The organism is uncultured Porphyromonas sp., from assembly GCF_905372525.1.
Classification (GTDB): domain Bacteria; phylum Bacteroidota; class Bacteroidia; order Bacteroidales; family Porphyromonadaceae; genus Porphyromonas.
On record NZ_CAJPPN010000016.1, the window covers coordinates 1 to 24,348 of the forward strand.

The window sequence follows — 24,348 nt, forward strand, 5'->3', positions numbered from 1 at the left end:
CGCGTGTACACAACTGTATACCCACGTGTACACAACAGTATACACGCGTGTACACTACCTCGCTCTAAGTATATCCTTTGTAGGGCTCCCTTGTGTGTCTGTTTCTTGGGGATAATACCTAGGATCTTTAGTGATGGGCTAAGGCTCCCTGGGATATGAAATAATACCCCCGAAGATCCAAAGGCAGGAGTGTACGAGCGAGATCATGTGTCGGCCCTGGTCTTCGCAGTGGTTGACGTGGGGGCTTAGGGTGATTTAGGTTATCTTTGCATTAGGGACTTGGGGGGACTAACCAATAGCTTAATCCCAAAGAAGCCCTCAGAAGCAGAGCCAATAATGCATTGTTAGTATGAGACTAGACCTAAGACATAGCCTAGGGAGGATACTCATCCTCCTATTACTCCCTCTAGTGGGAGGGGAGTCCTTCGCCCAGTGGAGGGCCGATAGCCTGAAGGGATATGAGCAACGGACGCTGGAGCTGAAGCCCGACTATTCAGGAACCGTCGTAGCGACCCTCGTCCATCGTATCGCTACGGGGACTAGACATCGTGCGGTGCTGTATGTGCATGGATACAACGACTATTTCTTCCAAAAGGAGCTTGGAGATAGTATCGTACACCACGGCTACTCCTTCTACGCCCTTGATCTGAGGAAGTATGGTCGCTCTCTCAGGGAGGGACAGGATGCCTTCGAGGCAAGGGATATGACCGAGTACCAGGAGGAGCTCTCTGCAGCCCTTCACTTCATACGCTCCACAGAGGGACACTCGGAGATTTATATCCTAGCGCATTCCACGGGAGGGCTTATCACCTCACTCTATCTCCACGATACGGGCAACAAGGATGGGGTGCGTGGACTGATCTTGAATAGTCCTTTCTTTGACTTCAACTTTTCCCCCACTCAGGAACGCTTTATCGTCCCCCTACTGAGTAGCTCGGCCTCCCTGATGCCCAACAAGGTGGTGTCCGGGGTGTCCAAGGAGCCAGAGATGTATGCGCAGACGCTACTGAAGGCTCATCATGGGCGATGGGACTACAATCCGAACTGGAAGAAGAGTCACGGGCACCCGATCAAACTCTCCTGGATGAGAGCTATACGGGAGGGACAGAAGCGACTGCAGAAGGGGCTAGATCTGCGTCTCCCCATCCTACTGATGACCTCAGATAGGAGCATCCGTCCTGAGAAGACTTGGCGCCCAGAGTACAACGAGGCAGACCTCGTGCTGGATGTCTCCGACATGTGGCGTTATGGGGTGCTACTAGGCCCGAACGTGCATGGACAGAGTATACACAAGGGGCAGCACGACCTCTTCCTATCCAGCGACCCTCAGGCCTATGATATGGCCTATCGGGTACTCTTCGAGTTCCTCGATCAGTGCTCAACTGCTCCCTCCACACACTAGACGAATACATGGCAGAGACCTTCGATATACGTAAGCAGGCACGGTATGCCGAGGAGGAGCAGGAGGTAGACCGAGCTCTCCGCCCGATATCCTTCGATAGCTTCTCTGGGCAAGATAAGGCTGTCGGTAACCTCAAGATCTTCGTCGAGGCGGCGAAGATGCGCTCGGATGCCCTAGATCACGTCCTCCTCTATGGCCCTCCGGGACTAGGGAAGACGACCCTCTCGCATATCGTAGCAGCAGAGCTCGGGGTGGGGATCAAGATTACCTCTGGCCCCGTGCTCGACAAGCCCGGGGATCTAGCGGGGCTACTCACCTCGCTGGAGCCTAATGATGTCCTCTTCATCGATGAGATCCATCGCCTTAGTCCCATTGTAGAGGAGTATCTCTACTCTGCGATGGAAGACTATCGGATCGACATCATGCTAGACAAGGGTCCTTCGGCTCGCTCAATACAGATCGACCTTAATCCCTTCACCCTCATCGGTGCTACGACCCGTAGTGGTCTCCTGACCGCACCACTGAGGGCTCGCTTCGGGATTAACCTCCATCTCGAGTACTATGATGTGGAGACCCTTGCGGGGATCGTACATCGCTCGGCGAGCATCCTCGAGGTGCCCTGCGATAGTTCGGCTGCCGCAGAGATTGCCTCTCGTAGCCGAGGGACACCCCGTATTGCCAATGCCCTGCTGAGACGTGTACGAGACTTTGCGCAGGTCAAGGGTAATGGACGTATCGACCGAGAGATCGCTTGCTTCGCACTAGAGGCTCTGAATATAGACCGATATGGTCTGGACTATATCGATAATAAGCTCCTCGGGGTGATTATCGATAAATTCTCGGGTGGCCCTGTCGGGCTCACGACTATAGCCACTGCGCTAGGAGAGGATGCAGGTACCGTAGAGGAGGTCTATGAACCCTATCTGATCAAGGAGGGCTTCCTGAAGCGTACCCCCCGAGGCCGAGAGGCTACGGAGCTAGCCTATAGTCACCTAGGGCGTGTGCCACGAGTGCGTCCAGCAGGTGGATTCTTCGATGATGATAGCTACTAGAGACGTCGAGATATGAGTAGTAGCACACTGCAGTCCTTGATCAAGGATACGGCGATCTATGGACTAAGTAGTATGTTCGGGCGGTTCCTCAACTGGCTGCTGACCTTCGTCTACGTGAAGGTGATGGTGCCCGAGGAGTTTGGGGTGATGACGAACCTCTATGCTTGGACGGCGATCCTAATGATCCTGCTGACCTATGGGATGGAGACGACCTTCTTCCGCTTTGCAAATAAGCACGAGCGACCCGAGGATGTCTACACGACGACGCTCTATGCGCTGGGGGGTAGCTCACTCCTCTTTGTGCTCATTGGTTTAGCCGTGCTTAGCCCGCTGACTGAGGCACTACACGTAGCAGGCCAGAGTAGGCTCATCGTCTATCTGCTGATTATCGTCGCTAGTGATGCCTTCATGGCCATTCCACTAGGATATCTGAGGTATGAGCAGAGACCATGGAGGTTCTTCGCTGTACGTATGAGCTTTGTGCTTGTGACTATTGCGCTGACGCTCTTTGCCTTCTATGTGTTGCCCTGGTTGGGGCAGGTCTTTCCCTCGTTCCTTGGAGACTTTCGTCCGAGGGAGCAGGCTCTTGACTATATCTTTGGAATAAACCTCATCGGGAACGTAATCCAGTTCGTACTCTTACTGCCTACACTACGCCATGCTAGGGGAAGGCTGGATATGGGGCTACTAAGGGAGATGCTGAGCTATGCCTTCCCGATACTGCTCCTAGGTCTGGCAGGTAACTTCAATAATCAAGCGGACAAGATCCTTTTCCCGATGCTCTTCGATGACGCACGCTATGCTCATACACAGCTCGGGATCTATGGAGCTTGCTACAAGCTCGCCGTGGTGATGGTGCTCTTTACGCAGGCTTTCCGATATGCCTACGATCCCTTTATCTTCGCAGAGAAGAAGAAGGATGATGCCTCAGCACGTAGGGCTTACTCGTCAGCGATGACGTACTATGTACTCTTCACACTCTTCATATTCCTCGCAGTGGTGAGCTATATGGATGTGCTGAAGCTCCTCATTCGTCCAGCCTACTATCCGGGTCTGAGTGTCGTACCGTGGATCATGGCGGGGCAGCTGATGTTCGGTGTGTACTTTAACCTCTCCCTCTGGTACAAGGTCACAGATCGTACCTATTGGGGCGGGATACTCTCTGTGCTAGGCTGTGCACTGACGGTGCTGATCATCGTAGTCCTAGCCCCTAGATATGGCTTCATGGCATGTGCTTGGGCTTCAGTAATCGCCAATGGCGGGGTGATGCTCTTCTCTTACTTCCTCGGACAGAAGTATTATCCCGTAGACTACGAGCTAAGAAAGCTCGGAGGCTATATCCTGCTGACGAGCCTCTGCTACGGGCTAGAGTGGGGGATAGGATGTGTGCTAGAGGGATCGCCTCTACTGCAGATGGCGTCGAATACGATGGTCTTAGTGGCCTTTTCCCTTGTGATCCTACGCCGTGAAGTCCCAAGAGAGAGTATAGACCAGCTAAGGATGAAGCTTGGACGAATACTACATCGCTAGGGGGAAGGGGTGATCTAGGTACTTCCTAGTACATACTAGGGGGTACTTCCTTAGAATTACCAAAGAATATACCCACTACTAGGTATTAGTGTGTACTTTTTTCTTATCTTTGCAGTACGAAACAATACCTCCATTGCCCTCCCACTCGGAGAGGTGAGGAGAGACTACTATTTCTTGTCTCTGTCTCTACAGCAGTGAGGCTTAGGATAGCCTAAGATCGGAGCAGTAGGAGATGCTTGACAAGCTCTTAAACGGTAGAAGCCTGACCCGTACACGAGATGTGTACATTGGTCGGGCTTCATTTATTTTATCGATTGACAGACCTCTTTTGCTGATGCAAAGGAAGTGACGAAGCTAAAGCTAAGGACAAACTTACACACCGCATACCTTAGACAAGGAGAAGCCCCCACACCCATCCTAGCGTAGGAGAGTGTGGGGGCTCTGTGATGAGGCTGATGAGGGGTAGCTACAGATCCTGCTTGATATCCTCGAGTTCTACGAGCTTGTTCATGATTGCATAGATGGTCAGGCCGCTAGGACTATGTATCTGTAGTTTCTTGGAGATGTTGCGCCGGTGGGTGATGACGGTGTGAGTGGAGAGGTAGAGCTGTCCAGCGATCTCCTTATTGGTCATCCCCTTGACGACACAGATGATGATCTCCCGCTCCCGTGGAGTGAGGCTCTGCGAGTCGGTCGTCGTGCTTGAGGCAGAGCTCTCGTTTTGTAGGAGCTGATCGATCGTTTCGGAGATCTGCAGGGCTGTATCAGATAGGCTAATGACCCCATCAAACTCCTTGAGGAACATCGAGTCATAGGGACTATAGCAAAGGGCTAGGAGCTTGGTCTCGTAGGGGAGGTTCGGTAGGTATAGCCGCGGGTTCGACCCTGTGAGTAGGGGATTGATGATGAAGATGTCAGCGGAGATTACGCTGGCGACGTCCTGCCACTCCTTCCTGTTATCGTCCAGTAGGTTGATGATCTGAGCCTTGTAGTGGAGTAGCTTACGGAGCTGTGTCTCTAGGCCGGAGCGCACGATAGAGGTGGGCTCAGCGACAGCGATCTTTATCGGGGTGACCATATAAGTGAGCGATAGGATATGGTGGCGAGCCAGAGGTTATTTGGTCTTGCTCTCTAGGTACTGTATGTAGGGAGTGAAGATGGAGTCCTCGATGTAGTTGTGGGCTGCTAGGTCTATCTCTACGCTGAAGATGTCGTGTAGGACAGCTGTGAGCTCGTAGCCACTAGGCGCCGTATAGTACTTGATCAGGAGGTTCTTGAGCTCTGTGATCTTGAGCTCGATCTGATCGTGGCGCTTACTGAAGATACCTATATTATAATGGCCGTCTCGCTCTCCAGAGGCTAGGCGACGTGCGTAGGGGAAGACGGTACGATCCTCATAGTTCATATGTTTGTGTACCTCCTCTACGTATTCGTCGAAGAAGCGGCGGATCACGTAGGCAAGCTCCTGTGGACAGTTGGAGATAGCAGATAGAAGCCTCTGACGGATCAAGGGTAGGCGGAAGTCGAGGAAGTAGGCATGTGAGTTCAGCAGGTAGGTAATCAAGCTATCCAAGTGTATTGAGGCGATCTGCTCCGAGGTCGGCTCGTACCCCTCGAGGATCGAGCTATTGACTAGGAGAAGTAGCGTGTGTGTATCCACCCCATGTTCCTTGCAGAGTAGGCCGATACTCTTATCTCCGAAGCCCAAGGGGATCCCGAAGCGTGTGATGATGAGTAGGGCTGGGGCGCTCCCAGTGATGAGGTCGCTCATCTTGGAGCGAGCAGTAACAGGAGCGGAGAAGGCTTGTCCCAGGAGATGTCTATACGAGTTCATTTGCCGAGATAGGATGATTGAATGAGTTTGTAGGAGACCTTTATGAGATCCTCGTTACAAAGGTAGAGCTTAATACCTCCTTACACAATCCACCATATTAGGTAGGTAAATGCTAAATAATCATGATATGTAGGTATTGTCGATGCTCTATCATTGGTCTACCTTTGCAATGTGAGAGTGATACAGCTTTTGTTAGCACAGCTCTTGTAAATAGTAAACCGTTTAAGTGATAAATCGAAGACATGGCTACCTCGGGAGAGGTGGCCATGCTTATTTCTACATCCTACAGCGCTACACACTGCAGGATAGCTTCCCTACTCATCCCTACCATATCCTACTTACTCCTCTAGCCACATTCTGTACTCTTGGGGGAGGGCTGGCATAGCTCCTCGCTGTGTACAGACGAAGGCTGCGACCTGAGTAGAGAAGCGAATAGCATCGGGACGTGATCTACCTGCCAGTAGTGCTGAGACGTAGGCCGCCGTAAAGGAGTCGCCTGCCCCTACGGTGTCGATGACGGTCACCTCCTTAGATGGATGGTAGTTACTTCCCCCTGCTGTATAGATATTACACCCATAGGCACCGCGAGTCAAGATGACGGAGTCTAGGGCAAAGAGCTCAAGGACTTGGTGGCAGACAGCCTCTATGGATCCCTCGAGCTTCAATAGCTGTGCTACGGTAGATACCTCCTCATCATTGAGCTTGAGCATAGTGGCATGCTCTAGGGAGTCACGTATGAGTGCCTCAGTGTAGTAGTTGAGTCTGAGGTTGATGTCAAAGACCTTGATGCTCTCGGCCGGCATAGCAGCTAGGAAGCGGTGTATGGTGCTAGCGGTCTCCTCTGACCTCTGGGCAAGTGACCCGAAGCAGACGGCATCTGTGCGGCGGGCGAGTTGCTCTAGCTCCTGTGTGAACGTGATGTGATCCCATGCGACATTCTCTTGTATGTCGTAGCTCCCACTGCCTGTCTCTGCTAGGGTAACGAGTACCTTGCCCGTTGGGAAGCTCACCTCCTGGAGGATATGTTGTAGTCCTTTGTTGGCGAGTTCTCTCTTGACCTCCTCTCCTAGTGGGTCTTTGCCAATAGCGCTGACAGCATAGGCTTCATGTCCTAGTTGCATACAGTGGTAGGCGAAGTTGGCAGGTGCTCCTCCGAGCGCCTTACGGTCTGGGAAGATGTCCCAGAGGATCTCTCCGATCCCGACGATTGTCTTCTTCATATCTCTATTATAGTTCGTAGTCTGATATCGTTATCTCCTCCTCTTCGGACTCTTCTTGAGGAAGAGGCCGAGTAAGCCACTCTGTAGCTTCCCTAGTATAATTGCCGTCAGGGTAGGGCGGATGAAGTCCCATGCCATACGTACATAGGGGAGGTATCTCTGATAGCCCTCAGTCGGGGAGGGCGTGGATGAGGTATGATTGCTCTGATAGCGATGACGTCTAGTACGCGGGGACTGATGCTTAGGGCTAATATACTGGAGGGCTCTTCCTAGGATGGGGATGTCGGATATGTAGCCAAGCGTCTCCTGTCTTAGTCGCTGGGAGAGTATCTCGGGGTAGTGGTTCTTGATATAGATGGTATCACGTAGGACTACACCTGCTGCTCGGTCTATGTCAAGCATGGTCTCGTTGTGTGCATACTGGAGAGTCGTATAGGGTCGCTCTCTGTCGGGTTCTTTGGCGAAGGTCTGGTAGGGTACCCGATTGACGTATGGGATACCAGCGATCTTGTGGTTAAGCTGGAGCGTAGCTCTCAGCGTACGTCGTGCGACGTAGGCACGTATGGAGCGTGCTACTAAGGCACGTATACACAGGAAGAGTAGGCTCAGTACGGCATACCCGCATGCAAGGTATAGGAACCCAATAGCTGGCGAACTCTCGCTCCAGTTAGCTAGGGCAAAGCCTAGTGCGATGTTGAGGAAGAGTAGGAGGTTGAATAGCAGGAAGCCTAGGATGCACCAGGTGACGACAGCGGAGAGCCCTCGTCCCACCATTGTGCCGAGGGAGAGGACGGAATAGTCAATGCTTCGGCGAGAGAGGATCGTTAGGTGCCTCAGCAGATCCTGAGGAGTGTGGTTGTCGGTAGATTGCTGTCTCATTATTCTAGTATATTCGTCCGTGTCATCCATCAAAGCAAGAGAAGGAACACACGCACCCACTCCTTGTCCAAGAGCTGATGCCTACGTGTGTTCCTCTCCTTGCATATCCCTTGGGGGCGGGATATTGCGCTAGTCGTTAGCGCTCTCTATCTCCTCAAGGAGATCGTTCGCCTCGTCGGTGAGTCTATTGCGGTAGCGGTTATAGCGTTCCTTAGCCTCGTAGTAGCCCTCGACGATACTGTCACGAGCACGCTCTACGGTGCTAGATACATTGTCGGCGAAGACCTCGCGGTGACGACGGTCAGAGAAGTAAGCTGCAGCAGCTCCTGCAGCGGCTCCGAGGAGTAGCCCGAGGAGGAAGTTCCCCTTTGAACAGTTAGCCATGATTGTTGATGCTATTTAGATGAGTAATGCGAAATAACAGTATAAAGGTAGCTATATTTTTGCTCCTAGAGCTCTCATAGTCCAAAAGTCATCTAGGGCGTCGTGATAGAGCTCGCCTCACTGTGGAACAGCCTCGCCACCTACTGTGTCCAGACGACGGGAAAGTAATGCTCTAGGATGGCCTGTGCTGAGGCGATCTCCTCAGGGGTGGGCTCATGTACATCCTCTAGGAGGTAGGGCTTACCCAGAGTCTCATACTTGTGCTTGCCATAGGTGTGGTAGGGAAGGAGTTCTAGTCGCTCTATATTCTCGAAGCCCCCGAAGTGCTGTCCTAGTGCATGTAGAGCCTCGGGCTGATCACTGTAGCCAGGGACGAAGACATAGCGTAGGCGTACGGGCTTGCCCATGGCTCTTAGCTGCTCGGCTGTGAGCAGGGTGTTGGCATTGCTCTGTGTCGTGAGGCGCTGGTGCTCCTTGGGGAGCATGTGCTTGCAGTCGAGTAGCACCATATCTACGATGGATAGGAGCTCGTCTACATGTCTATTACGGATGCTCCCCTGAGAGTCTAGGCAGATGTGTATCCCTTCCTCCTTGAGCGCACGGCAGAGGGGGATAAGAGCCTCCGCTTGTACCGTGGGCTCGCCACCGCTGAAGGTAACCCCACCTCGCTTGCCGAAGAAGGGACGTTCGCTGATGGCTCTGCGGAGTACCTCACTCTCCTCGATGAGCTTTCCTCCCTTCCCTATGGGGATGGTGTCGGGGTTGGCACAGTAGAGACACTGGAAGTTGCAGCCCTGAAGGAAGACCACGAGACGAAGGCCTGGGCCGTCGAAGGTACCCATGGACTCAAAGGAATGAACACGAAGCATAGCTGAGTAATGAGTAGACCGGGCGAAGGGTCGGTAGATCCTTCGCCCGCTACTTGTCAGATAGATATAGTGTGGTGTGAGCCCTTAGCGCATGCGCTTGTGGAAGGAGCGAGAGATGACCTCGAGCTGATGCTCACGGCTGAGCTTGACGAAGTTCACCGCATAGCCCGAGACGCGGATGGTGAGCTGAGGGTAGTTCTCGGGGTGCTCCATAGCGTCCTCGAGCATCTCTCTATTGAGCACATTCACGTTGAGGTGGTGTGCCCCCTTGGAGAAGTACCCATCCATCATCGAGATGAGGTTCTCGACCTGCTCCTGCTTGTTTGACCCAAGGGAGTGGGGGATGATGCTAAAGGTGTTGCTGATCCCGTCTGCTGCATCTGTATAGTCAAGCTTGGCTACAGAGCTGAGGGAAGCGATCGCCCCGTGATTGTCACGCCCGTGCATGGGGTTAGCTCCAGGGGCGAAGGCGACACCGGCATGGCGACCATCGGGGGTAGCACCTGTCTTCTTGCCGTACATGACGTTGGAGGTGATCGTTAGGACGGATAGGGTAGGCTCTGCATCCTTGTATACAGGGAGCTCCTTGAGCATGCCTGAGAATATGTGGGTGATATCGTATGCGATACTGTCGGCGCGATCATCGTCGTTGCCATAGCAGGGGAAGTCACCCTCGACCTTGAAGTCCTCTGTTAGCCCCTGTGCGTTGCGGATCGGAGTGACCTTGGCATACTTGATCGCAGAGAGCGAGTCGGCAGCGATGGAGAGCCCAGCTACCCCGTAGGCGAGGTTGATCTTGGGGTTGGTGTCGATGAATGCCATCTGTGCGGCCTCATAGTAGTACTTGTCGTGCATGTAGTGGATGATATTCATCGACTCATTATATACACGAGCGATCGTCTTGAGCACCTTGAGGTAGTTGGCCCAGATTTCGTCGAAGTGTAGTACCTCTCCCTTGAGTTCGGGGATACCCTCGACCATCAGCGTACCACTGATCTCACAGCGACCGCCATTGATAGCCAGTAGCAGAGCCTTGGCTAGATTGGTACGGGCACCGAAGAATTGGATGTGCTTCCCGATCTCCTGGTAGGAGACGCAGCAGGCGATCCCATAGTCATCAGAGTGACGTGTGCCACGCATCAGGTCGTCATTCTCATACTGGATCGAGGAGGTGTCGATCGATACCTGAGCAGCGAACTCCTTAAATCCCTCGGGGAGTGATGGACTCCAGAGTACCGTGAGGTTAGGCTCTGGGCTGGGGCCTAGGTTGTAGAGTGTCTGTAGGAAGCGGAAGCTGGTCTTGGTGACCTTGTGACGGCCGTCGAATAGGCGTCCTCCGATGGACTCTGTAACCCAGGTTGGGTCACCTGCGAAGATCTCGTTGTAGGAGGCCATACGTAGGTGGCGTACCATACGTAGCTTGATGACGAACTGGTCGATGAGCTCCTGAGCGAGCTCCTCGGTGAGTGTCCCATGGTCTAGGTCGTACTGGAGGTAGATATCTAGGAAGCTAGAGACGTTACCAAGAGACATCGCCGCACCATCCTGATCCTTAATCGCTGCTAGGTAGGCGAAGTACACCCACTGTACGGCTTCATGTGCATTATAGGCTGGACGACGGACATCGAAGCCATAGCCTGCAGCCATCTCTACGATCTTCTTCAGCGCCTTGATCTGCTCGGCTACCTCCTCACGTAGGCGAATGGTAGCCTCGGTCATGGGGCCGTGTATAGCATGTAGGTCTTCCTTCTTCCACGCAATTAGTCGGTCTGCACCATAGAGGGCGAGACGACGATAGTCACCGATGATACGGCCACGAGCGTAGTTGTCAGGGAGACCTGTGAGGAAGCTATTGGAGCGGAAGGAGCGGATCTCCTCGGTGTAGACGTCGAAGACTCCGTCATTGTGTGTCTTGCGGTAGTGAGTGAAGATGTCGGTAACACGAGGGTCGACCTCTAGGCCGTTCTCATGTACAGCCTTCTCGACGACCTTGTAGCCGCCGAAGGGCTTCATCGCACGGCGGAGTACCTGATCGGTCTGTAGGCCGAAGACGACTTCGTTCTCCTTGTCTATATAGCCAGGGGCAAAGGCGGTGATGCCAGATACCGTGCTGGTGTCTATGGAGCGGACTCCGTTGTTATCACGCTCTTCCTTGAGAGCCTGAAGGCAATGCTCCCACACGCGGCGGGTCTTCTCTGTGGGACCACATAGGAAGGAAGAATCCCCGTCGTAAGGAGTGACATTCTGGGCAACGAAGTCGCGTACGTTAAGTTCGTCTACCCACACTCCAGCCTTGAACTTTGGTTGCTCTTGCATGACTGAATGCTTTTGGATTGGTTAGTGCAGCTTGTCTTCTGCAGTTCTTGATGATTGATGTAGTTTGTTGTGTACGTGCCCTCCCGCTTGGAGAAACGTTCACATCGCAAAGGTACAATAAATATTCATATTGCAAACTCCGCTTGTCATTTGTGCCTTAGATGCTCTCTGGTCTTCTCATTATCTTCTCTACCTCCAGTCTCACCATAGCCTACCTGACGCACATTCTGTGATGACTGCTGAGTGACTTGGATGATGGTCGTAGTGCGCATCTCGAGCCCCCTACTAGGAGGTAGATAATGTGGCTGGAATCAGACTCGGTATATCCGTACCAATCACCTTACATAGGTGACGATGACGAGCATACCGAGAGCGCTCTCCCCTTCTCGGTATGTTCGCACCTGTCACCTTACATAGGTGATGAGGACCAGCATACCGAGACCTATCTTCCCTTCTCAGTATCTCCTCTTTCACCCCCTCGAAATGCCCTATATAGGGGCTATTGGGAGAGGGGGCTCTCCTAGTGGAGTGCGTGTAGGGCTACGCTCACTCTTGAGGGCAAGTGCAGGGCCTACGCATGATCTGGCTCGCAACTCCTGCCTTTGGTTCTTCGGGGGTATCATTTTATATCCTAGGGAGCCTTAGCCCATCACTAGAGATCCTACGTATTATCCCCAAGGAATAGACATACAAGCGGGGTCTTCTGGGGACATACTTAGAGCGAGGTAGTGTACACGCGTGTATACAGTAGTGTACACGTGGGTATACAGATGTGTACACACGTGTATACTCATCCCTACTAGGCAGGAGGTATACGCTGAGGATCTCTACACCTAGGACACGGATACTTCTATCTTCGGCGTATACTCCTTGACGACCTTGCCCTCGCACGATGGAGATTTCATGCGTCAGCCCTGCCAAATAGAGGCAGAGGGTGTGGCTTAGATCCCCCATTCTATGCCCTATATACAATATAATGTGTGTGCGAGAGAATGAGAGGAGCCCCCCTTGTATGGCTCTGGGTACCCAGCCTGCAGGTATCATACGTATCTCTTCTACAGGTGAGTCTAGCGCGGACAAATGATACACGATCAAGGGGGATAGGATGATAAGGGCTTGACCATCCGTATAGTTTTTAGTAGTTTTGTCCTGAGAGACTAAGCTCTACATAACATATATAGGTATTCATGATTCGACTAGAACGCTCCCTGCTCGCCCTCGGCTGCCTCTGCCTCGCGCAGGCTGGGCTCTATGCTCAGACAAAGGTCAAACGCTATGATGTGACTAAGGAGACCGACTATGGTATCGTCTATAGACTCCCCCAGACTAAGGTACAGATCAGCATCGTGGTACGTGAGCGTACCTATACCCCAGGTGTGCTATCTAGCTATGCAGATAAGTATTTGAGCCAAAAGGCCACCGCAGAGCCAACGAGGACCTATGAGATCACAGGCTCGACACTACGTATCTTAGGTGAGCCCGACACGACGAAGCTGTACCTCATAGCCTTTGATAAGAAGAGTACTGCCCCCTTTGTCATGCTGACTGATCGTGGGATCCTCTATTCGATCAATGGCAGTATGGGATCGACCGAGGAGAGTTCATCCCATTACCTCCCCCCCGTCCAAGTCTTAGAGCAGAAGGTCGCTGACCGAGCTCTGCCCTCTCTGCCCCGCGAATATGCCCAGGCCGGTACGAAGTCTAAGCAGGCCGAGATCGCTGCCAACTACCTCTACGAGGTACGAGAGAGTGCGATGAATATCCTCACGGGCTCGGTGGACAATATGCCGAAGGATGGCGAGTCCATGCGTCTCGTACTGGATCGCCTACGTGCGGAGGAGCGCAGGACACAGCGCCTCTTCCTCGGGGACACGACTGAGCGTGTGACGACCTACAGCTTTGTATACGACCCCACGGGAGAGGATGCACGTGATGTCGTCATTGCCCGTTTCTCTGAGCTCGGTGGGCTCGTGGGACGAGATGATCTGAGCGGTGCACCAGTCCTGCTCTCCCTGCAGGCAACAGAGCGTGCCGAGCCCCTCGGAGAGAAGGAGCAACGCAAAAAGGACAAGCTACTCGAGGGTAGCGTCGTCTACAACCTCCCAGGGGAGGCGCTACTGACCCTCACCTATGAGGGGCGTAAGCTGGCCTCGGATAAGCTCCCCCTCACACAGCTGGGTACGCAGCAGGCTCTGGCCCCGAAGATGTTTAACCTTGCACCGAGCCAGCCGACAGCCGTCTACCTAGACACACGGACAGGGGCGATCCTGAGCATCCATCAGGAATAACCCTCACAGAGGAATAACTCACCAACAATACTCACCTTCCTAACAACTTACCAACTCTATGTTCAAAAATCATCCTAAGGGATTGCTCGCAGCCTCTCTGGCCAACATGGGAGAGCGCTTCGGCTTCTACATCATGATGGCGATCTTGACGCTCTTCATCTCGGCTAAGTTTGGCCTGCCAGAGGACGTCACAGGGTACATCTACTCGGCCTTCTATGCCTCCATTTACCTACTTGCCCTAGTAGGGGGGATCATCGCTGACCGAACCAAGAACTACAAGGGGACGATCCTCATGGGGCTCGTCGTCATGGCTATCGGCTACCTGATCATAGCTATCCCGACCCCGACCCCTGTGCCCAACCTCGGGCTCTACCTCTCCCTCTCTTGCCTTGGGCTAGCAGTTATCGCCTTCGGTAACGGTCTCTTCAAGGGGAACCTTCAGGCACTCGTCGGTCAGATGTACGACGACCCTATCTACTCCAAGGTACGTGATGCGGGCTTCCAGATCTTCTATATGTTCATCAATGTCGGGGGAATCTTTGCTCCCTTCATGGCTGTAGGGATACGCAACTGGTGGCTCAAGACCAATGGCTTCGACTACAGTGCTGACCTACCTGCACTATGTCACCGGTACCTCAAGGAAGGTGCAGCTATGCCACAGCAGGCACTCGACAATCTCCAGGCGCTCTCCAGCAAGGTTAGCCTAGCAGGCCAGTCTTACTCTGACCTTGGAGAGTTCGTCAATCGCTATCTGGATGTCTTCAGCCGGGGCTTCCACTATGCCTTTGCTGCAGCTATCGTGATAATCCTTGTATCACTTGTGATCTTCGTCGTGAATAAGTCTCGCTTCCCTAACCCTGGGACCAAGACTGTGGTACAGGATGGTGATAAGCAGATCTCTAAGGAAGAGGTCAAGATGGGGGCTGCCGAGATCAAGCAGCGTATCTATGCGCTCTTCGCTGTCTTTGCTGTCGTCATCTTCTTCTGGATGTCCTTCCACCAGAATGGATACTCACTGACGTACTTCGCCCGCGACTACGTAGACCTCAGTGTGATTAATATCGACCTAGGCTTCACGCAGATCAAGGGTGCTGAGATCTTCCAGGCTGTGAACCCCATCTTCGTAGTGCTACTCACCCCGATTGTCATGTTCGTCTTCGGAAGACTCAATGCCAAGGGCAAGGAGCCCTCAGCTCCCCGCAAGATCGCTATCGGTATGGGTATCGCTGCTTCGGCCTATATCTTCCTGATGGCTTGCTCTATGGCTCTGCCCGGTAAGGAAGCCCTAGCAACAATGGATGAGTCAGCCAAGGAGGCTATGCGTATCACCCCCTTTGTTATGGTGGGTATGTACTTCATCCTGACGGTGGCTGAGCTCTTCATCTCTCCTCTCGGTCTCTCCTTCGTCTCGAAGGTCGCACCTCCTCATCTGCAGGGTGTAATGCAGGGCTGCTGGCTCGCTGCTACAGCTGTGGGGAACTCCCTCCTCTTCATCGGTGGTATCCTCTACCTGAATGTTCCCCTCTGGGCCTGCTGGCTCGTCTTCGTTGGGGCTTGCGCAGCCTCTATGATTACGATGCTCGCGATGGTCAAGTGGCTAGAGCGTGTAGCTAAGTAAGATCACCTCCCCTATAGCAGATGTTGGGTCAAGGACAACATGTAAGGACGGTCTCCCGACTTCGCTTTCGTCGCTGGACACGAAGTCGGGCAGCCGTCTTCCATAGCCTAAGCCACAACGTCACTATAGGACACCTCGCCACGAGCGTCACAGAGCGTCTCGCTGGCAAGTGCATTGGGCTCCTAGCTCATCGTAGTGGTGATACACGAGAGGGATTAAATGTCCCCTCTGCCCAAGGTGAACCCTACGAGGAGGATGGGCTACAGGCCGAGCTGAGAGAGCATCTGCTCCTACTCTGCTCTACTGCCTACATAGCTCTAGTAGCTCCTGCATATCACCTCCCCCTCAGGGAGGAATACAAGCAAAGAAGCCTCACGAAGCCTCGGTGTCTACCGATGGCTTCGTGAGGCTTCCTCGTATATATTATTCATACTCATCTCATATCGACATCTTCACATATCCATGATCCAAGAAATCAAAGCTCGGATACTCGCTGGTGGTGACCTCACAGAGGACGAAGCCCTAGAGCTCCTCATCCGAGGCGATCGTGCAGAGCTCTACGAAGCGGCCCATGAGGTCACGGAGCACTTCCTAGGTAATGCCTTCGACACCTGCTCGATCATCAATGCTAAGAGTGGCAACTGTCCCGAGGACTGCAAGTGGTGCGCCCAGAGTGGTCACTATGCGACCTCGGCAGAGCGCTATGCCCTCGTCTCCCCGAGCGAGTGTGTGGCTCAGGCTCGCTATAACCACAAGCAGGGTATCGGACGCTTCTCCCTCGTGGCCAGTGGGCGCAGGCAGACCGACCGAGAGATAGACCTTATCTCTATCAGCTATCGCGCGATCAAGAGGGCTGAGCCTTCGCTGAAGTGCTGTGCCTCCCTCGGGCTTCTCAACCAAGGGCAGCTACAGAAGCTCTTCGATAGTGGAGTCACTACCTATCACTGCAATATGGAGACTGCCCCTAGTTACTTCGCCGAGCTCTGTACGACCCATACCCAGCAGGACAAGGAGGCGACACTCCAGGCAGCCCGACAGGTGGGTATGCGTATCTGCTGCGGAGGGATCATCGGGATGGGAGAGAGCCTACAGCAGAGAGTGGAGCTAGCGTTCTACCTCAAGCGTCTGGGTTCGGAGAGTATCCCGATCAATATCCTACAGCCGATCGAGGGTACTCCGCTGGGGCATGCCACACCGCTCACGGAGGATGAGATCCTATCGGCGATCGCTGTCTTTAGGCTGGTGAACCCTCGAGCCTTCCTTCGCTTCTCTGGGGGGCGAGCTCAGCTCAGCCCCGAGACGCAGCGTAGGGCGATCTATGTCGGTATCAACTCGGCGATTACGGGGGATCTCTTGACGACCATTGGTAGGCAGGCGCGCGAAGATATGGCTATGATCGCCGAGTGTGGCAAGGAGAACCGTACCGTAGACTGGGAGGTACAGTACGACTACTAGAGGCCTAGACGACCCCTAGACAAGACAGCGGGCGACGGCTCCCCCTAGAGGAACCGTCGCCCGCTGTATCTATGGTGTGTGGCGCTACTTATATAGATAGCGTCGGATGCTCTGCTTCGGAGTCTTCTCGAAGGGGGTGGTGCGGAGCTCGAAGTGCTGGATCTTCTCGTAGCTACCGAGCTGCTCATTGAGCTTCGACCTAAGCCCTTGTATCAGGTGCCATCCCTCCTCGAGGGTCATCCCTGCCTCCTCGATGAGCTGTTGGTTGGGGACGATCACCGCCTCCAGCTTGCCGTGGCGCATCAGGACGAGGCTCTCCTGTACATAGGGGAGTAGGCTGATCTTAGCCTCGATCTCCTCGGGATAGATATTCTGCCCGTTGGAGCCGAGGAGCATCGCCTTGGAGCGGCCACGTATGTAGAGGTAATGGTCACTGTCCATCGTGCCTAGGTCTCCGGTGCGCATCCAGCCGTCTTCGGTGAATAGGGCTGCAGTCTGCTCGGGGTTCTTGTAGTAGCCCATGCAGACATTCTCCCCACGTACCTGGATCTCCCCGATCTGGTCTGTACCCTGGCTGGCTGTGTGGTGCTCATCCTCGAGAGGTGCAATGCGAGCCTTCATATAGGGATGTAGGACACGGCCACAGGAGCGCAGACGCCAGTGCTCGGCCTCGATGTAGGAGATGAGAGGAGCACACTCCGTCATCCCGTAGCCGACCGTGATGGGGAAGCCTATCCGCTTGAGGAAAGCGCCTACCTCTGGGCTTAGGGCAGCTCCGCCGACGATGACCTGACGGAAGGCTCCTCCGAGACCCTCTGTGAGCTGTGCCTTGACCCTACGATAGACGATGTCACGTAGGATCGGTAGAGCGAGCATGAGGCGTACTTTGGGACTCTTGAGGATGGGCTGTAGGGTATTTTGGTAGATCTTCTCCAGCACTAGAGGGACGGAGATGATGACCTGGGGGCGAACCTTCTTGAAGGCTACACCGAGGATCTTCGGCGAAGGTACCTTGCCTAGGATCACTACGTGCGTACCGCTGGCTAGAGCGAGGAAGAGGTTGATCATACAGCTGTAGACGTGCGCCATCGGTAGGAAGCACAGGAGACGCTCCCTGGGGCGAATGATATTGCGCGGCATACAGAAGACGAGGTTCCCAGCGAAGTTGTTCCCTGAGAGCATCACCCCCTTGCTGAAGCCCGTCGTCCCTGAGGTGTAGTTCAGCACGACGAGCTCACTATTGGGGATATGATAGTAGTGGACATCCTCAGGGCGCATCCCCTCGGGATAACGTAGAGCGAAGTCTTGCTCTGCCTTCTGGAGCTGTCCTTGTACCTCTTCCCTTGCCTCGGCATGGAGCACTGTCCGATCCTGGAAGTCTAGGACGACCGAGACGGCAGGGATCCCCTCTGGGGTCATACTGCTCCAGAGGTTGGGGGTCGTCCCGAGAAGCCTAGCCTCGGAGTGGCTGATGATCTGCATGGCATCCTGCGGTGGGAAGTCCTGTAGGATCGGTACGATCACACATCCGTAGGTGATGACAGCGAGGAAGAAGATACTCCACTCGGCCGAGTCCTTGCCCATGAGGGCAACTTTGTCCCCATGCTGGAGCCCTTGAGTGGCAAAGAATAGATGCCAGGTCTCGATGGCCTCGCACATCTGTCCGTAGGTATAGTCGCGTCCCTCGTAGTTGGAGACGGCGGGCAGGGTCCAATGCTCCTTGAAGCTGTCCTCTAGTAGGGCGATGAGGTTCTTATCTATCATGATCGTTATATGTCGTTAGGCACGGTGCGTCCTCCCTTGAGGTTGCACACAAATTGAAATCTGCGCAAAGATAGTGCTTTCTCCCTATTCCCGCCTGCATTTTCCCTGAGCCTCTCCCTCCTTTATATGTAGTGCTACACCCTAGTTGGCGGGTGGGGTAGCGGATGTTTAGGAGCTAAGCCCCTCGGGGCGAGTGGTGGAGGACTATATTGCCTAGAGAAGGAGAGGTCTCCCCCGATATTTTGGGGTGGGTGCCTTCGCCCCTCCGCTTTGCGGACTGCTGGGCCTCTGTGCCTAGGTGTATAAGCGCTTCGGAGGGCGATCCCTGGTATCATTTTAGCCTGCTCTACCCTAGGACTCTGGGGCGACTATTTCACGTGTGAGCAGGCGCCATAACTGTATCGTGTAAGTCGTGAGGCATTAGCCCCCCAAGAGGTCGTATATGCACCCCCAAGAGATATACGTACTAGAGCGCTCTATAGAAGACATACCTAGAGCGTAGTAGTGTACACGTGGGTACACTGTAGTGTACATGCGTGTATACTAGTGTGTACACGCGTGTATACCTACCCCTGCTAGGTAGTAGGTGTACGCTCGCTACGTATATATCTAGGGTACAGATACTACCTTCCCTAGGGTGTACTCCTCGGCCACGTCGCTCCTGACCTCTGGGGATTTCCTATGCTAGCCCGAGGAGAGCCCTGCCAAGGGACGGCCGGTGCAGGGCTTTTTTGCTATCTTTGTGCCAGTCCGAGTCGCTCTCTCTCCCGTGGGTAGGCCGTGCTTGGTACTAGAAGAAAGAGCTCATAAAAGACGTATCCTAATAATGAAATCAAGTATATCTACCCTATGTAGCGTACTCATGCTCACTGCGCTGAGCTTTGGTTGTGGTACGATGGGTAGGGCTAAGAGATCTGGTGCAGCCTCTACTCCCCGACATGATCGCTATGTCGTCATCCTATCCCTAGATGGCTTCCGAGCCGACTACCAGCAACGAGCACACACTCCGAACCTAGATAAGATGGATGCTGAGGGTCTCTCGGGACGCTTTCGTCCTAGCTACCCAAGCCTTACCTTCCCCAATCACTATACGATGGCCACGGGACTCTATCCGAATAATCATGGGCTCGTGGGGAATGAGTTCTGGGATGAGCGTGGAGCACACTATCGCCTAGGTGATCGCTCAGCTGTCGAGGATCCAGCCTTCTACAAGGGGGAGCCGCTATGGAACGTAGCTCGTCGCCATGGGATGAAGTCTGCTAGTTTCTTTTGGGTAGGTAGCGAGACCGCTATAGGTGGCTTCCATCCAGACCGCTGGAAGAAGTTCAACGATAAAGTACCCTATACAGATCGTGCAGATTCTGTGCTCTCTTGGCTACAGCTCCCCAAGGCTGACCGCCCCAATCTCATCATGTGGTATATCGAGGAGCCCGACCATACAGGGCATCATGAGAGCCCCGAGTCTCCTAAGACTCTCCGTATGGTGGAGCGCATGGACTCGGTCATAGGCTACTTTAGGGATCGTCTGGCAGCCCTCGACATACACAAGCAGGTAGACTTCATTCTGGTCTCCGATCACGGGATGGCTTCTTACGACAAGACCAAGACAGTAAATCTAGCTGATTATCTCCCCTTAGATAGCTTTGAACATGTGGCGACAGGCCCTTTCACCCATCTGTACCCGAAGCCGAGCTACACAGAGACGGCCTATCAGATCCTGAAGAAAGTGCCTCACATCACTGTCTATCGCAAGGGTGAGCTCCCCGAACGCCTCCACTTCGGCAGTAGCCCTCGTATCGGGGAGCTCGTCGTGATGGCTGACCTAGGGACACAGATCTTCTTCCGCCCAGGAGGGATCCCTCGGGACTTCCTAGCAGCAGGACATGGTTTCGACAATAAGCACCCCGAGATGTGGGCTATCTTCAAGGCCGTCGGTCCAGACTTTCGTGCTGGACATAGGCAAAGTGACCCCATCCCCAATATTACCCTCTATCCCCTCGTCTGCAAGATCCTCGGGTTACAGCCCCAGCACCATGATGCGGATGAGCGCCTAGCACAGTCACTCCTCAAGAAGTAGGTAGCCCCTATCATGTACGTTGCCCAGAAGAAGCGTCGAGAGAATATCGTCGAGTACCTCCTCTATATGTGGCAGGTGGAGGATCTCATCCGTGCGGCTGGAGTCTCTACCGAGGGGGTAGAACGCTTGATCCTCCCCCGGTATCAAGGTAACGAGGAGGAGCTAGCCACGATTCGCTCTTGGTATGAGGAGCTCATCGATATGATGCGTATAGAGGGGAAGCAGACGGAGGGACACCTAGATGTCCATCGTGTCATCCTGATGGAGCTAGAGGAGCTCCATCGGAGGTTCGCTAGCAACCCGGATGACTATATCTACGCAGGTCTACAGTTCCAGATCCTCCCAGCCCTGATTCAGCTACGAGCTAAGGGGGGTGAGGGAGCTGGGGATATCGAGACCTACCTCAATGCCCTATATGGCTACATCACCCTCTCCCTCCAGGGGAAGGAGGTGAGCCCCGAGACTCAGAAATCAATGAAGCAAATCAGTGCCTTGCTAGCGATGCTAGCACATAGGTACCACCTCGAGCACGAAGCAGAGACTGCTCCCCAACGAGAGACTAAATGAACGAATATAAAGCAGAAATAGACCAGCGGCGTACCTTCGCCATCATCAGCCACCCTGACGCAGGGAAGACAACCTTGACCGAGAAGCTCCTCCTCTTCGGGGGTGCCATACATGTGGCTGGTGCAGTCAAGAGTAATAAGATCAAGAAGACGGCGACCAGTGACTGGATGGAGATCGAGAAGCAGCGCGGTATCTCCGTGGCGACCTCCGTTATGGGCTTCGAGTACCATGGCTATAAGATCAACATCCTAGACACCCCAGGGCACCAAGACTTCGCTGAGGATACCTTCCGTACACTCACTGCGGTCGATAGTGTCATCATCGTGATCGACGGAGCTAAGGGGGTAGAGGCTCAGACACGCCGTCTTATGGAGGTCTGTCGTATGCGCAAGACGCCTGTCATGGTCTTCATCAACAAGATGGACCGTGAGGGACGTGATCCCTTTGATCTCCTGGACGAGATAGAGGCCGAGCTACAAGTACGTGTCCGCCCGCTCTCCTGGCCCATAGACATGGGACAACGCTTCCGCGGGGTGTATAATATTTACGAGGGAGCTCTGAACCTCTTTACTCCAGACAAGCAGCGTATCACCGAGACGATTACCCTCACGGATGTATACTCTCCTGAGCTCGAGGAGCATGTCTCCCCCGAGCAGGCGGAGAAGCTCCGACTAGACCTCGAGCTCGTAGACGGAGTCTACCCAGCCTTTGACCAGAATGAATACCTAGGGGGAGACCTTGCCCCTGTCTTCTTTGGCTCGGCTCTGAATAACTTCGGGGTACAGGAGCTCCTAGACTGCTTCGTGGAGATAGCGCCATCTCCTCGCCCTGTACAGGCCGAGGAGCGAGAGGTCTCACCCTACGAGCCTGCCTTTACGGGCTTCGTCTTCAAGATCCATGCGAATATGGATCCCAACCACCGCAGCTGTATCGCCTTCGTCAAGATATGCTCTGGGAGATTTGAGCGTAATGCCGCTTACCGGCATATTAGGCTCGGCAAGACGCTTAAGTTTAGTAGCCCGACAGCCTTCATGGCTCAGAAGAAGGAGACGGTAGACGAGGCCTTCGCTGGAGATATTATTGGGCTACCTGATACAGGTAACTTCCGTATCGGGGATACCCTCACAGCAGGGGAGGATCTACATTTCCGGGGCCTACCCAGCTTCTCTCCCGAGCTCTTTAAGTACATCGAGAACGAAGACCCGATGAAGACCAAGCAGCTCGCCAAGGGTATCGACCAGCTCATGGGAGAGGGAGTCGCACAGCTCTTCGTCAATCAGTTCAATGGGCGCAAGATCATAGGTACTGTCGGTCAGCTACAGTTTGAGGTCATCCAGTATCGCCTATTGCATGAGTACGGAGCGGCTTGTCGCTGGGAGCCAGTCAACCTACATAAGGCTTGCTGGATCGAATCGGATGACCCTGCGGAGCTAGAGAACTTCAAGCGACGCAAGGCTCAGTACATGGCTAAGGATATAGCAGGACGAGACGTCTATCTGGCTGACTCGGGCTATGTGCTGATGATGGCACAGCAGGACTTCCCGAAGATCCGCTTCCACTTCACCTCCGAGTTCGGTGACTAATCCTAATCATCGTAGAACAACGAACTATCCGTAATATTCACTAACCAATTTACTCATGAAGACAATCAAGTTATTGTCCATTGCCCTTGTGGCAACCTTTGCCTTCGGATCTCTACATGCACAGAGCAAGAAGGTAGCCAAGAGAACGCCCCAGAGCTATGTCATCCAGACGAATGTCCCCAAGCGTCCTGCGGGACAGAAGGACGTCCTCGGTCTACGACATGCTCCGATACCAGTCGTCCGTGTAGGCTTCATCGGTCTCGGGATGCGTGGCCCTGGTGCTGTGGAGCGATTCACCCACCTCGATGGGGTAGAGATCAAGGCCCTCTGTGACCTCCACCCAGAGCGTGTGGAGAAGGCTCAGAAGATCCTCTCCAAGGCTGGCCTCCCCGAGGCTGCGAGCTATAGCGGTAAGGAGGATGCCTGGAAGGCACTCTGCGATCGTGACGATATTGACCTCGTCTATATCGCTACCGACTGGAGACACCATGCCGAGATGATGATCTATGCGATGAACAAGGGTAAGCACGTAGCCTGTGAAGTACCTGCTGTGATGACCCTCAAGGAGGCTTGGGATGTCGTCAATACCGCGGAGCGCACTCAGCGTCACTGCATGATGCTGGAGAACTGTGTCTATGACTTCTTTGAGCTCACTACACTGAATATGGCTCAGCAGGGACTCTTCGGCGAAGTCCTCAGCACGAAGGGAGCCTATATTCACAACCTCGAGCCCTTCTGGAAGTACTATGAGGGCAACTGGCGTCTGAAGGCCAACGAGGACTTCCGTGGTGACATCTATGCTACGCACGGCCTCGGTCCAGCATGTTGGGTACTCAACATCCATCGTGGTGACCGTATGCAGTACCTGACGGCTATGGATGTCCCAGCTACGTCACTGCCTCGCTTCATGGAGAAGGAAATGGGGATTAAGAACCCTGTCGTCAAGAACGGCGAGATGACCCAGACCCTCATCAAGACGGCCAAGGGGAAGACCATCTACCTCGAGCACAACGTCACCTCCTATCGCCCCTACAACCGCCTCTATCAGGTCATCGGTACCGATGGCTTTGCCAACAAGTACCCCTCTGAAGGCTACTGCCTACGTCCCACAGAGGAAGCAAAGGCTGCTGTCCCCAACCATGAGGACCTCAAGAGCCACGACTTCGTCAGTGATGAGACGAAGAAGTATCTCATGGAGAAGTACCAGCATCCTATCCAGAAGGAGATCGCAGAGAAGGCCAAGACGGTCGGTGGCCACGGAGGGATGGACTTCATCATGGACTACCGTCTGATCTACTGCCTGCATAAGGGGCTCCCCCTCGATATGGACGTCTATGACCTCGCTGAGTGGTCTTCTATCGGAGAGCTTACCAGCCTGTCTCTACAGAATAACTCTGCACCCGTCGCTATGCCTGACTTCACTCGTGGCGCATGGGATCGCATCATGGGGCTACAGCTACACTTCGCTAAGTAACCCTTAGTCATAACAAAGCGAGCAGGCGACGCTCCC

At 53.9% G+C, this 24,348-nt stretch carries 19 protein-coding genes; 11 read left to right on the forward strand and 8 right to left on the reverse strand.

Annotated elements, in window-relative coordinates; all coding sequences use genetic code 11:
* The first annotated feature begins 349 nt into the window (after positions 1–349).
* From QZ170_RS04325 to QZ170_RS04335, 3 genes are read left to right on the forward strand one after another with little or no spacing between them, the layout of a single operon-like run.
* A complete protein-coding gene (locus QZ170_RS04325) occupies positions 350–1,402 on the forward strand; it encodes an alpha/beta hydrolase (protein ID WP_297177664.1) in 1,053 nt (350 codons plus the stop codon).
* A gap of 8 nt (positions 1,403–1,410) precedes the next feature.
* The gene (gene ruvB / locus QZ170_RS04330; protein ID WP_297177668.1) at positions 1,411–2,454 is read left to right on the forward strand and encodes a Holliday junction branch migration DNA helicase RuvB; all 1,044 of its coding nucleotides are present in this window, start codon (positions 1,411–1,413) and stop codon (positions 2,452–2,454) included.
* A gap of 12 nt (positions 2,455–2,466) precedes the next feature.
* Positions 2,467–3,984: an oligosaccharide flippase family protein gene (locus QZ170_RS04335; RefSeq protein ID WP_297177672.1), complete on the forward strand. Its 1,518-nt coding sequence runs from the start codon at positions 2,467–2,469 to the stop codon at positions 3,982–3,984.
* A 466-nt stretch (positions 3,985–4,450) separates the two neighbouring features.
* Here the strand turns inward: QZ170_RS04335 and QZ170_RS04340 are convergent, their stop codons facing one another.
* The 7 genes from QZ170_RS04340 to pflB form a co-directional block, all read right to left on the reverse strand.
* A complete protein-coding gene (locus QZ170_RS04340) occupies positions 4,451–5,062 on the reverse strand; it encodes a LuxR C-terminal-related transcriptional regulator (protein WP_297177675.1) in 612 nt (203 codons plus the stop codon).
* 36 nt (positions 5,063–5,098) lie between these two features.
* Positions 5,099–5,818: a hemerythrin domain-containing protein gene (locus QZ170_RS04345; RefSeq protein WP_297177678.1), complete on the reverse strand. Its 720-nt coding sequence runs from the start codon at positions 5,816–5,818 to the stop codon at positions 5,099–5,101.
* A 338-nt stretch (positions 5,819–6,156) separates the two neighbouring features.
* Complete coding sequence (locus tag QZ170_RS04350) at positions 6,157–7,038, reverse strand: carbohydrate kinase (RefSeq protein WP_297177681.1); 882 nt, start codon at positions 7,036–7,038, stop codon at positions 6,157–6,159.
* A gap of 30 nt (positions 7,039–7,068) precedes the next feature.
* Complete coding sequence (locus tag QZ170_RS04355) at positions 7,069–7,917, reverse strand: hypothetical protein (RefSeq protein WP_297177683.1); 849 nt, start codon at positions 7,915–7,917, stop codon at positions 7,069–7,071.
* 129 nt (positions 7,918–8,046) lie between these two features.
* Positions 8,047–8,301 carry a YtxH domain-containing protein gene (locus QZ170_RS04360; protein WP_297177686.1) on the reverse strand — a complete coding sequence of 85 codons (255 nt, stop codon included), beginning with the start codon at positions 8,299–8,301 and terminating at the stop codon, positions 8,047–8,049.
* 140 nt (positions 8,302–8,441) lie between these two features.
* Positions 8,442–9,170, reverse strand: coding sequence for a pyruvate formate-lyase-activating protein (gene pflA / locus QZ170_RS04365; RefSeq protein WP_297177689.1), 729 nt, complete (start codon positions 9,168–9,170; stop codon positions 8,442–8,444).
* Positions 9,171–9,254: 84 nt separating this feature from the next.
* Positions 9,255–11,486: a formate C-acetyltransferase gene (gene pflB, locus QZ170_RS04370; protein WP_297177692.1), complete on the reverse strand. Its 2,232-nt coding sequence runs from the start codon at positions 11,484–11,486 to the stop codon at positions 9,255–9,257.
* Between the two features lie 1,187 nt (positions 11,487–12,673).
* Between pflB and QZ170_RS04375 the strand changes: the two genes are divergently transcribed.
* From QZ170_RS04375 to bioB, 4 genes are read left to right on the forward strand one after another with little or no spacing between them, the layout of a single operon-like run.
* The gene (locus tag QZ170_RS04375; RefSeq protein ID WP_297177695.1) at positions 12,674–13,774 is read left to right on the forward strand and encodes a DUF4831 family protein; all 1,101 of its coding nucleotides are present in this window, start codon (positions 12,674–12,676) and stop codon (positions 13,772–13,774) included.
* Between the two features lie 58 nt (positions 13,775–13,832).
* The gene (locus tag QZ170_RS04380; protein ID WP_297177697.1) at positions 13,833–15,392 is read left to right on the forward strand and encodes a peptide MFS transporter; all 1,560 of its coding nucleotides are present in this window, start codon (positions 13,833–13,835) and stop codon (positions 15,390–15,392) included.
* Positions 15,393–15,412: 20 nt separating this feature from the next.
* Positions 15,413–15,799: a hypothetical protein gene (locus tag QZ170_RS04385; RefSeq protein WP_297177700.1), complete on the forward strand. Its 387-nt coding sequence runs from the start codon at positions 15,413–15,415 to the stop codon at positions 15,797–15,799.
* Between the two features lie 55 nt (positions 15,800–15,854).
* Positions 15,855–16,847, forward strand: coding sequence for a biotin synthase BioB (bioB, locus tag QZ170_RS04390; RefSeq protein WP_297177703.1), 993 nt, complete (start codon positions 15,855–15,857; stop codon positions 16,845–16,847).
* An 84-nt stretch (positions 16,848–16,931) separates the two neighbouring features.
* Here bioB and QZ170_RS04395 read toward each other — a convergent pair whose 3' ends face one another.
* The gene (locus QZ170_RS04395; protein ID WP_297177706.1) at positions 16,932–18,611 is read right to left on the reverse strand and encodes an AMP-binding protein; all 1,680 of its coding nucleotides are present in this window, start codon (positions 18,609–18,611) and stop codon (positions 16,932–16,934) included.
* A gap of 826 nt (positions 18,612–19,437) precedes the next feature.
* Here QZ170_RS04395 and QZ170_RS04400 point away from each other — a divergent pair.
* From QZ170_RS04400 to QZ170_RS04415, 4 genes are read left to right on the forward strand one after another with little or no spacing between them, the layout of a single operon-like run.
* Positions 19,438–20,688, forward strand: a complete 1,251-nt coding sequence (locus tag QZ170_RS04400) for an ectonucleotide pyrophosphatase/phosphodiesterase (RefSeq protein ID WP_297177709.1) — start codon at positions 19,438–19,440, stop codon at positions 20,686–20,688.
* Positions 20,689–20,700: 12 nt separating this feature from the next.
* The gene (locus tag QZ170_RS04405) at positions 20,701–21,255 is read left to right on the forward strand and encodes a DUF4924 family protein (RefSeq protein WP_297177714.1); all 555 of its coding nucleotides are present in this window, start codon (positions 20,701–20,703) and stop codon (positions 21,253–21,255) included.
* Positions 21,252–22,838 carry a peptide chain release factor 3 gene (locus QZ170_RS04410; RefSeq protein WP_297177716.1) on the forward strand — a complete coding sequence of 529 codons (1,587 nt, stop codon included), beginning with the start codon at positions 21,252–21,254 and terminating at the stop codon, positions 22,836–22,838. The genes QZ170_RS04405 and QZ170_RS04410 overlap by 4 nt, the downstream gene beginning before the upstream one ends.
* A 55-nt stretch (positions 22,839–22,893) precedes the next feature.
* Positions 22,894–24,312, forward strand: coding sequence for a Gfo/Idh/MocA family oxidoreductase (locus QZ170_RS04415; protein ID WP_297177719.1), 1,419 nt, complete (start codon positions 22,894–22,896; stop codon positions 24,310–24,312).
* Positions 24,313–24,348: the final 36 nt, after the last annotated feature.

Bases quoted from the DNA above. Each gene is read 5' to 3' on its own strand.
- QZ170_RS04325 (WP_297177664.1), top strand. From the start codon at position 350: ATGAGACTAGACCTAAGACATAGCCTAGGGAGGATACTCATCCTCCTA.
- ruvB (WP_297177668.1), top strand. From the start codon at position 1,411: ATGGCAGAGACCTTCGATATACGTAAGCAGGCACGGTATGCCGAGGAG.
- QZ170_RS04335 (WP_297177672.1), top strand. From the start codon at position 2,467: ATGAGTAGTAGCACACTGCAGTCCTTGATCAAGGATACGGCGATCTAT.
- QZ170_RS04340 (WP_297177675.1), bottom strand. From the start codon at position 5,062: ATGGTCACCCCGATAAAGATCGCTGTCGCTGAGCCCACCTCTATCGTG.
- QZ170_RS04345 (WP_297177678.1), bottom strand. From the start codon at position 5,818: ATGAACTCGTATAGACATCTCCTGGGACAAGCCTTCTCCGCTCCTGTT.
- QZ170_RS04350 (WP_297177681.1), bottom strand. From the start codon at position 7,038: ATGAAGAAGACAATCGTCGGGATCGGAGAGATCCTCTGGGACATCTTC.
- QZ170_RS04355 (WP_297177683.1), bottom strand. From the start codon at position 7,917: ATGAGACAGCAATCTACCGACAACCACACTCCTCAGGATCTGCTGAGG.
- QZ170_RS04360 (WP_297177686.1), bottom strand. From the start codon at position 8,301: ATGGCTAACTGTTCAAAGGGGAACTTCCTCCTCGGGCTACTCCTCGGA.
- pflA (WP_297177689.1), bottom strand. From the start codon at position 9,170: ATGCTTCGTGTTCATTCCTTTGAGTCCATGGGTACCTTCGACGGCCCA.
- pflB (WP_297177692.1), bottom strand. From the start codon at position 11,486: ATGCAAGAGCAACCAAAGTTCAAGGCTGGAGTGTGGGTAGACGAACTT.
- QZ170_RS04375 (WP_297177695.1), top strand. From the start codon at position 12,674: ATGATTCGACTAGAACGCTCCCTGCTCGCCCTCGGCTGCCTCTGCCTC.
- QZ170_RS04380 (WP_297177697.1), top strand. From the start codon at position 13,833: ATGTTCAAAAATCATCCTAAGGGATTGCTCGCAGCCTCTCTGGCCAAC.
- QZ170_RS04385 (WP_297177700.1), top strand. From the start codon at position 15,413: ATGTTGGGTCAAGGACAACATGTAAGGACGGTCTCCCGACTTCGCTTT.
- bioB (WP_297177703.1), top strand. From the start codon at position 15,855: ATGATCCAAGAAATCAAAGCTCGGATACTCGCTGGTGGTGACCTCACA.
- QZ170_RS04395 (WP_297177706.1), bottom strand. From the start codon at position 18,611: ATGATAGATAAGAACCTCATCGCCCTACTAGAGGACAGCTTCAAGGAG.
- QZ170_RS04400 (WP_297177709.1), top strand. From the start codon at position 19,438: ATGAAATCAAGTATATCTACCCTATGTAGCGTACTCATGCTCACTGCG.
- QZ170_RS04405 (WP_297177714.1), top strand. From the start codon at position 20,701: ATGTACGTTGCCCAGAAGAAGCGTCGAGAGAATATCGTCGAGTACCTC.
- QZ170_RS04410 (WP_297177716.1), top strand. From the start codon at position 21,252: ATGAACGAATATAAAGCAGAAATAGACCAGCGGCGTACCTTCGCCATC.
- QZ170_RS04415 (WP_297177719.1), top strand. From the start codon at position 22,894: ATGAAGACAATCAAGTTATTGTCCATTGCCCTTGTGGCAACCTTTGCC.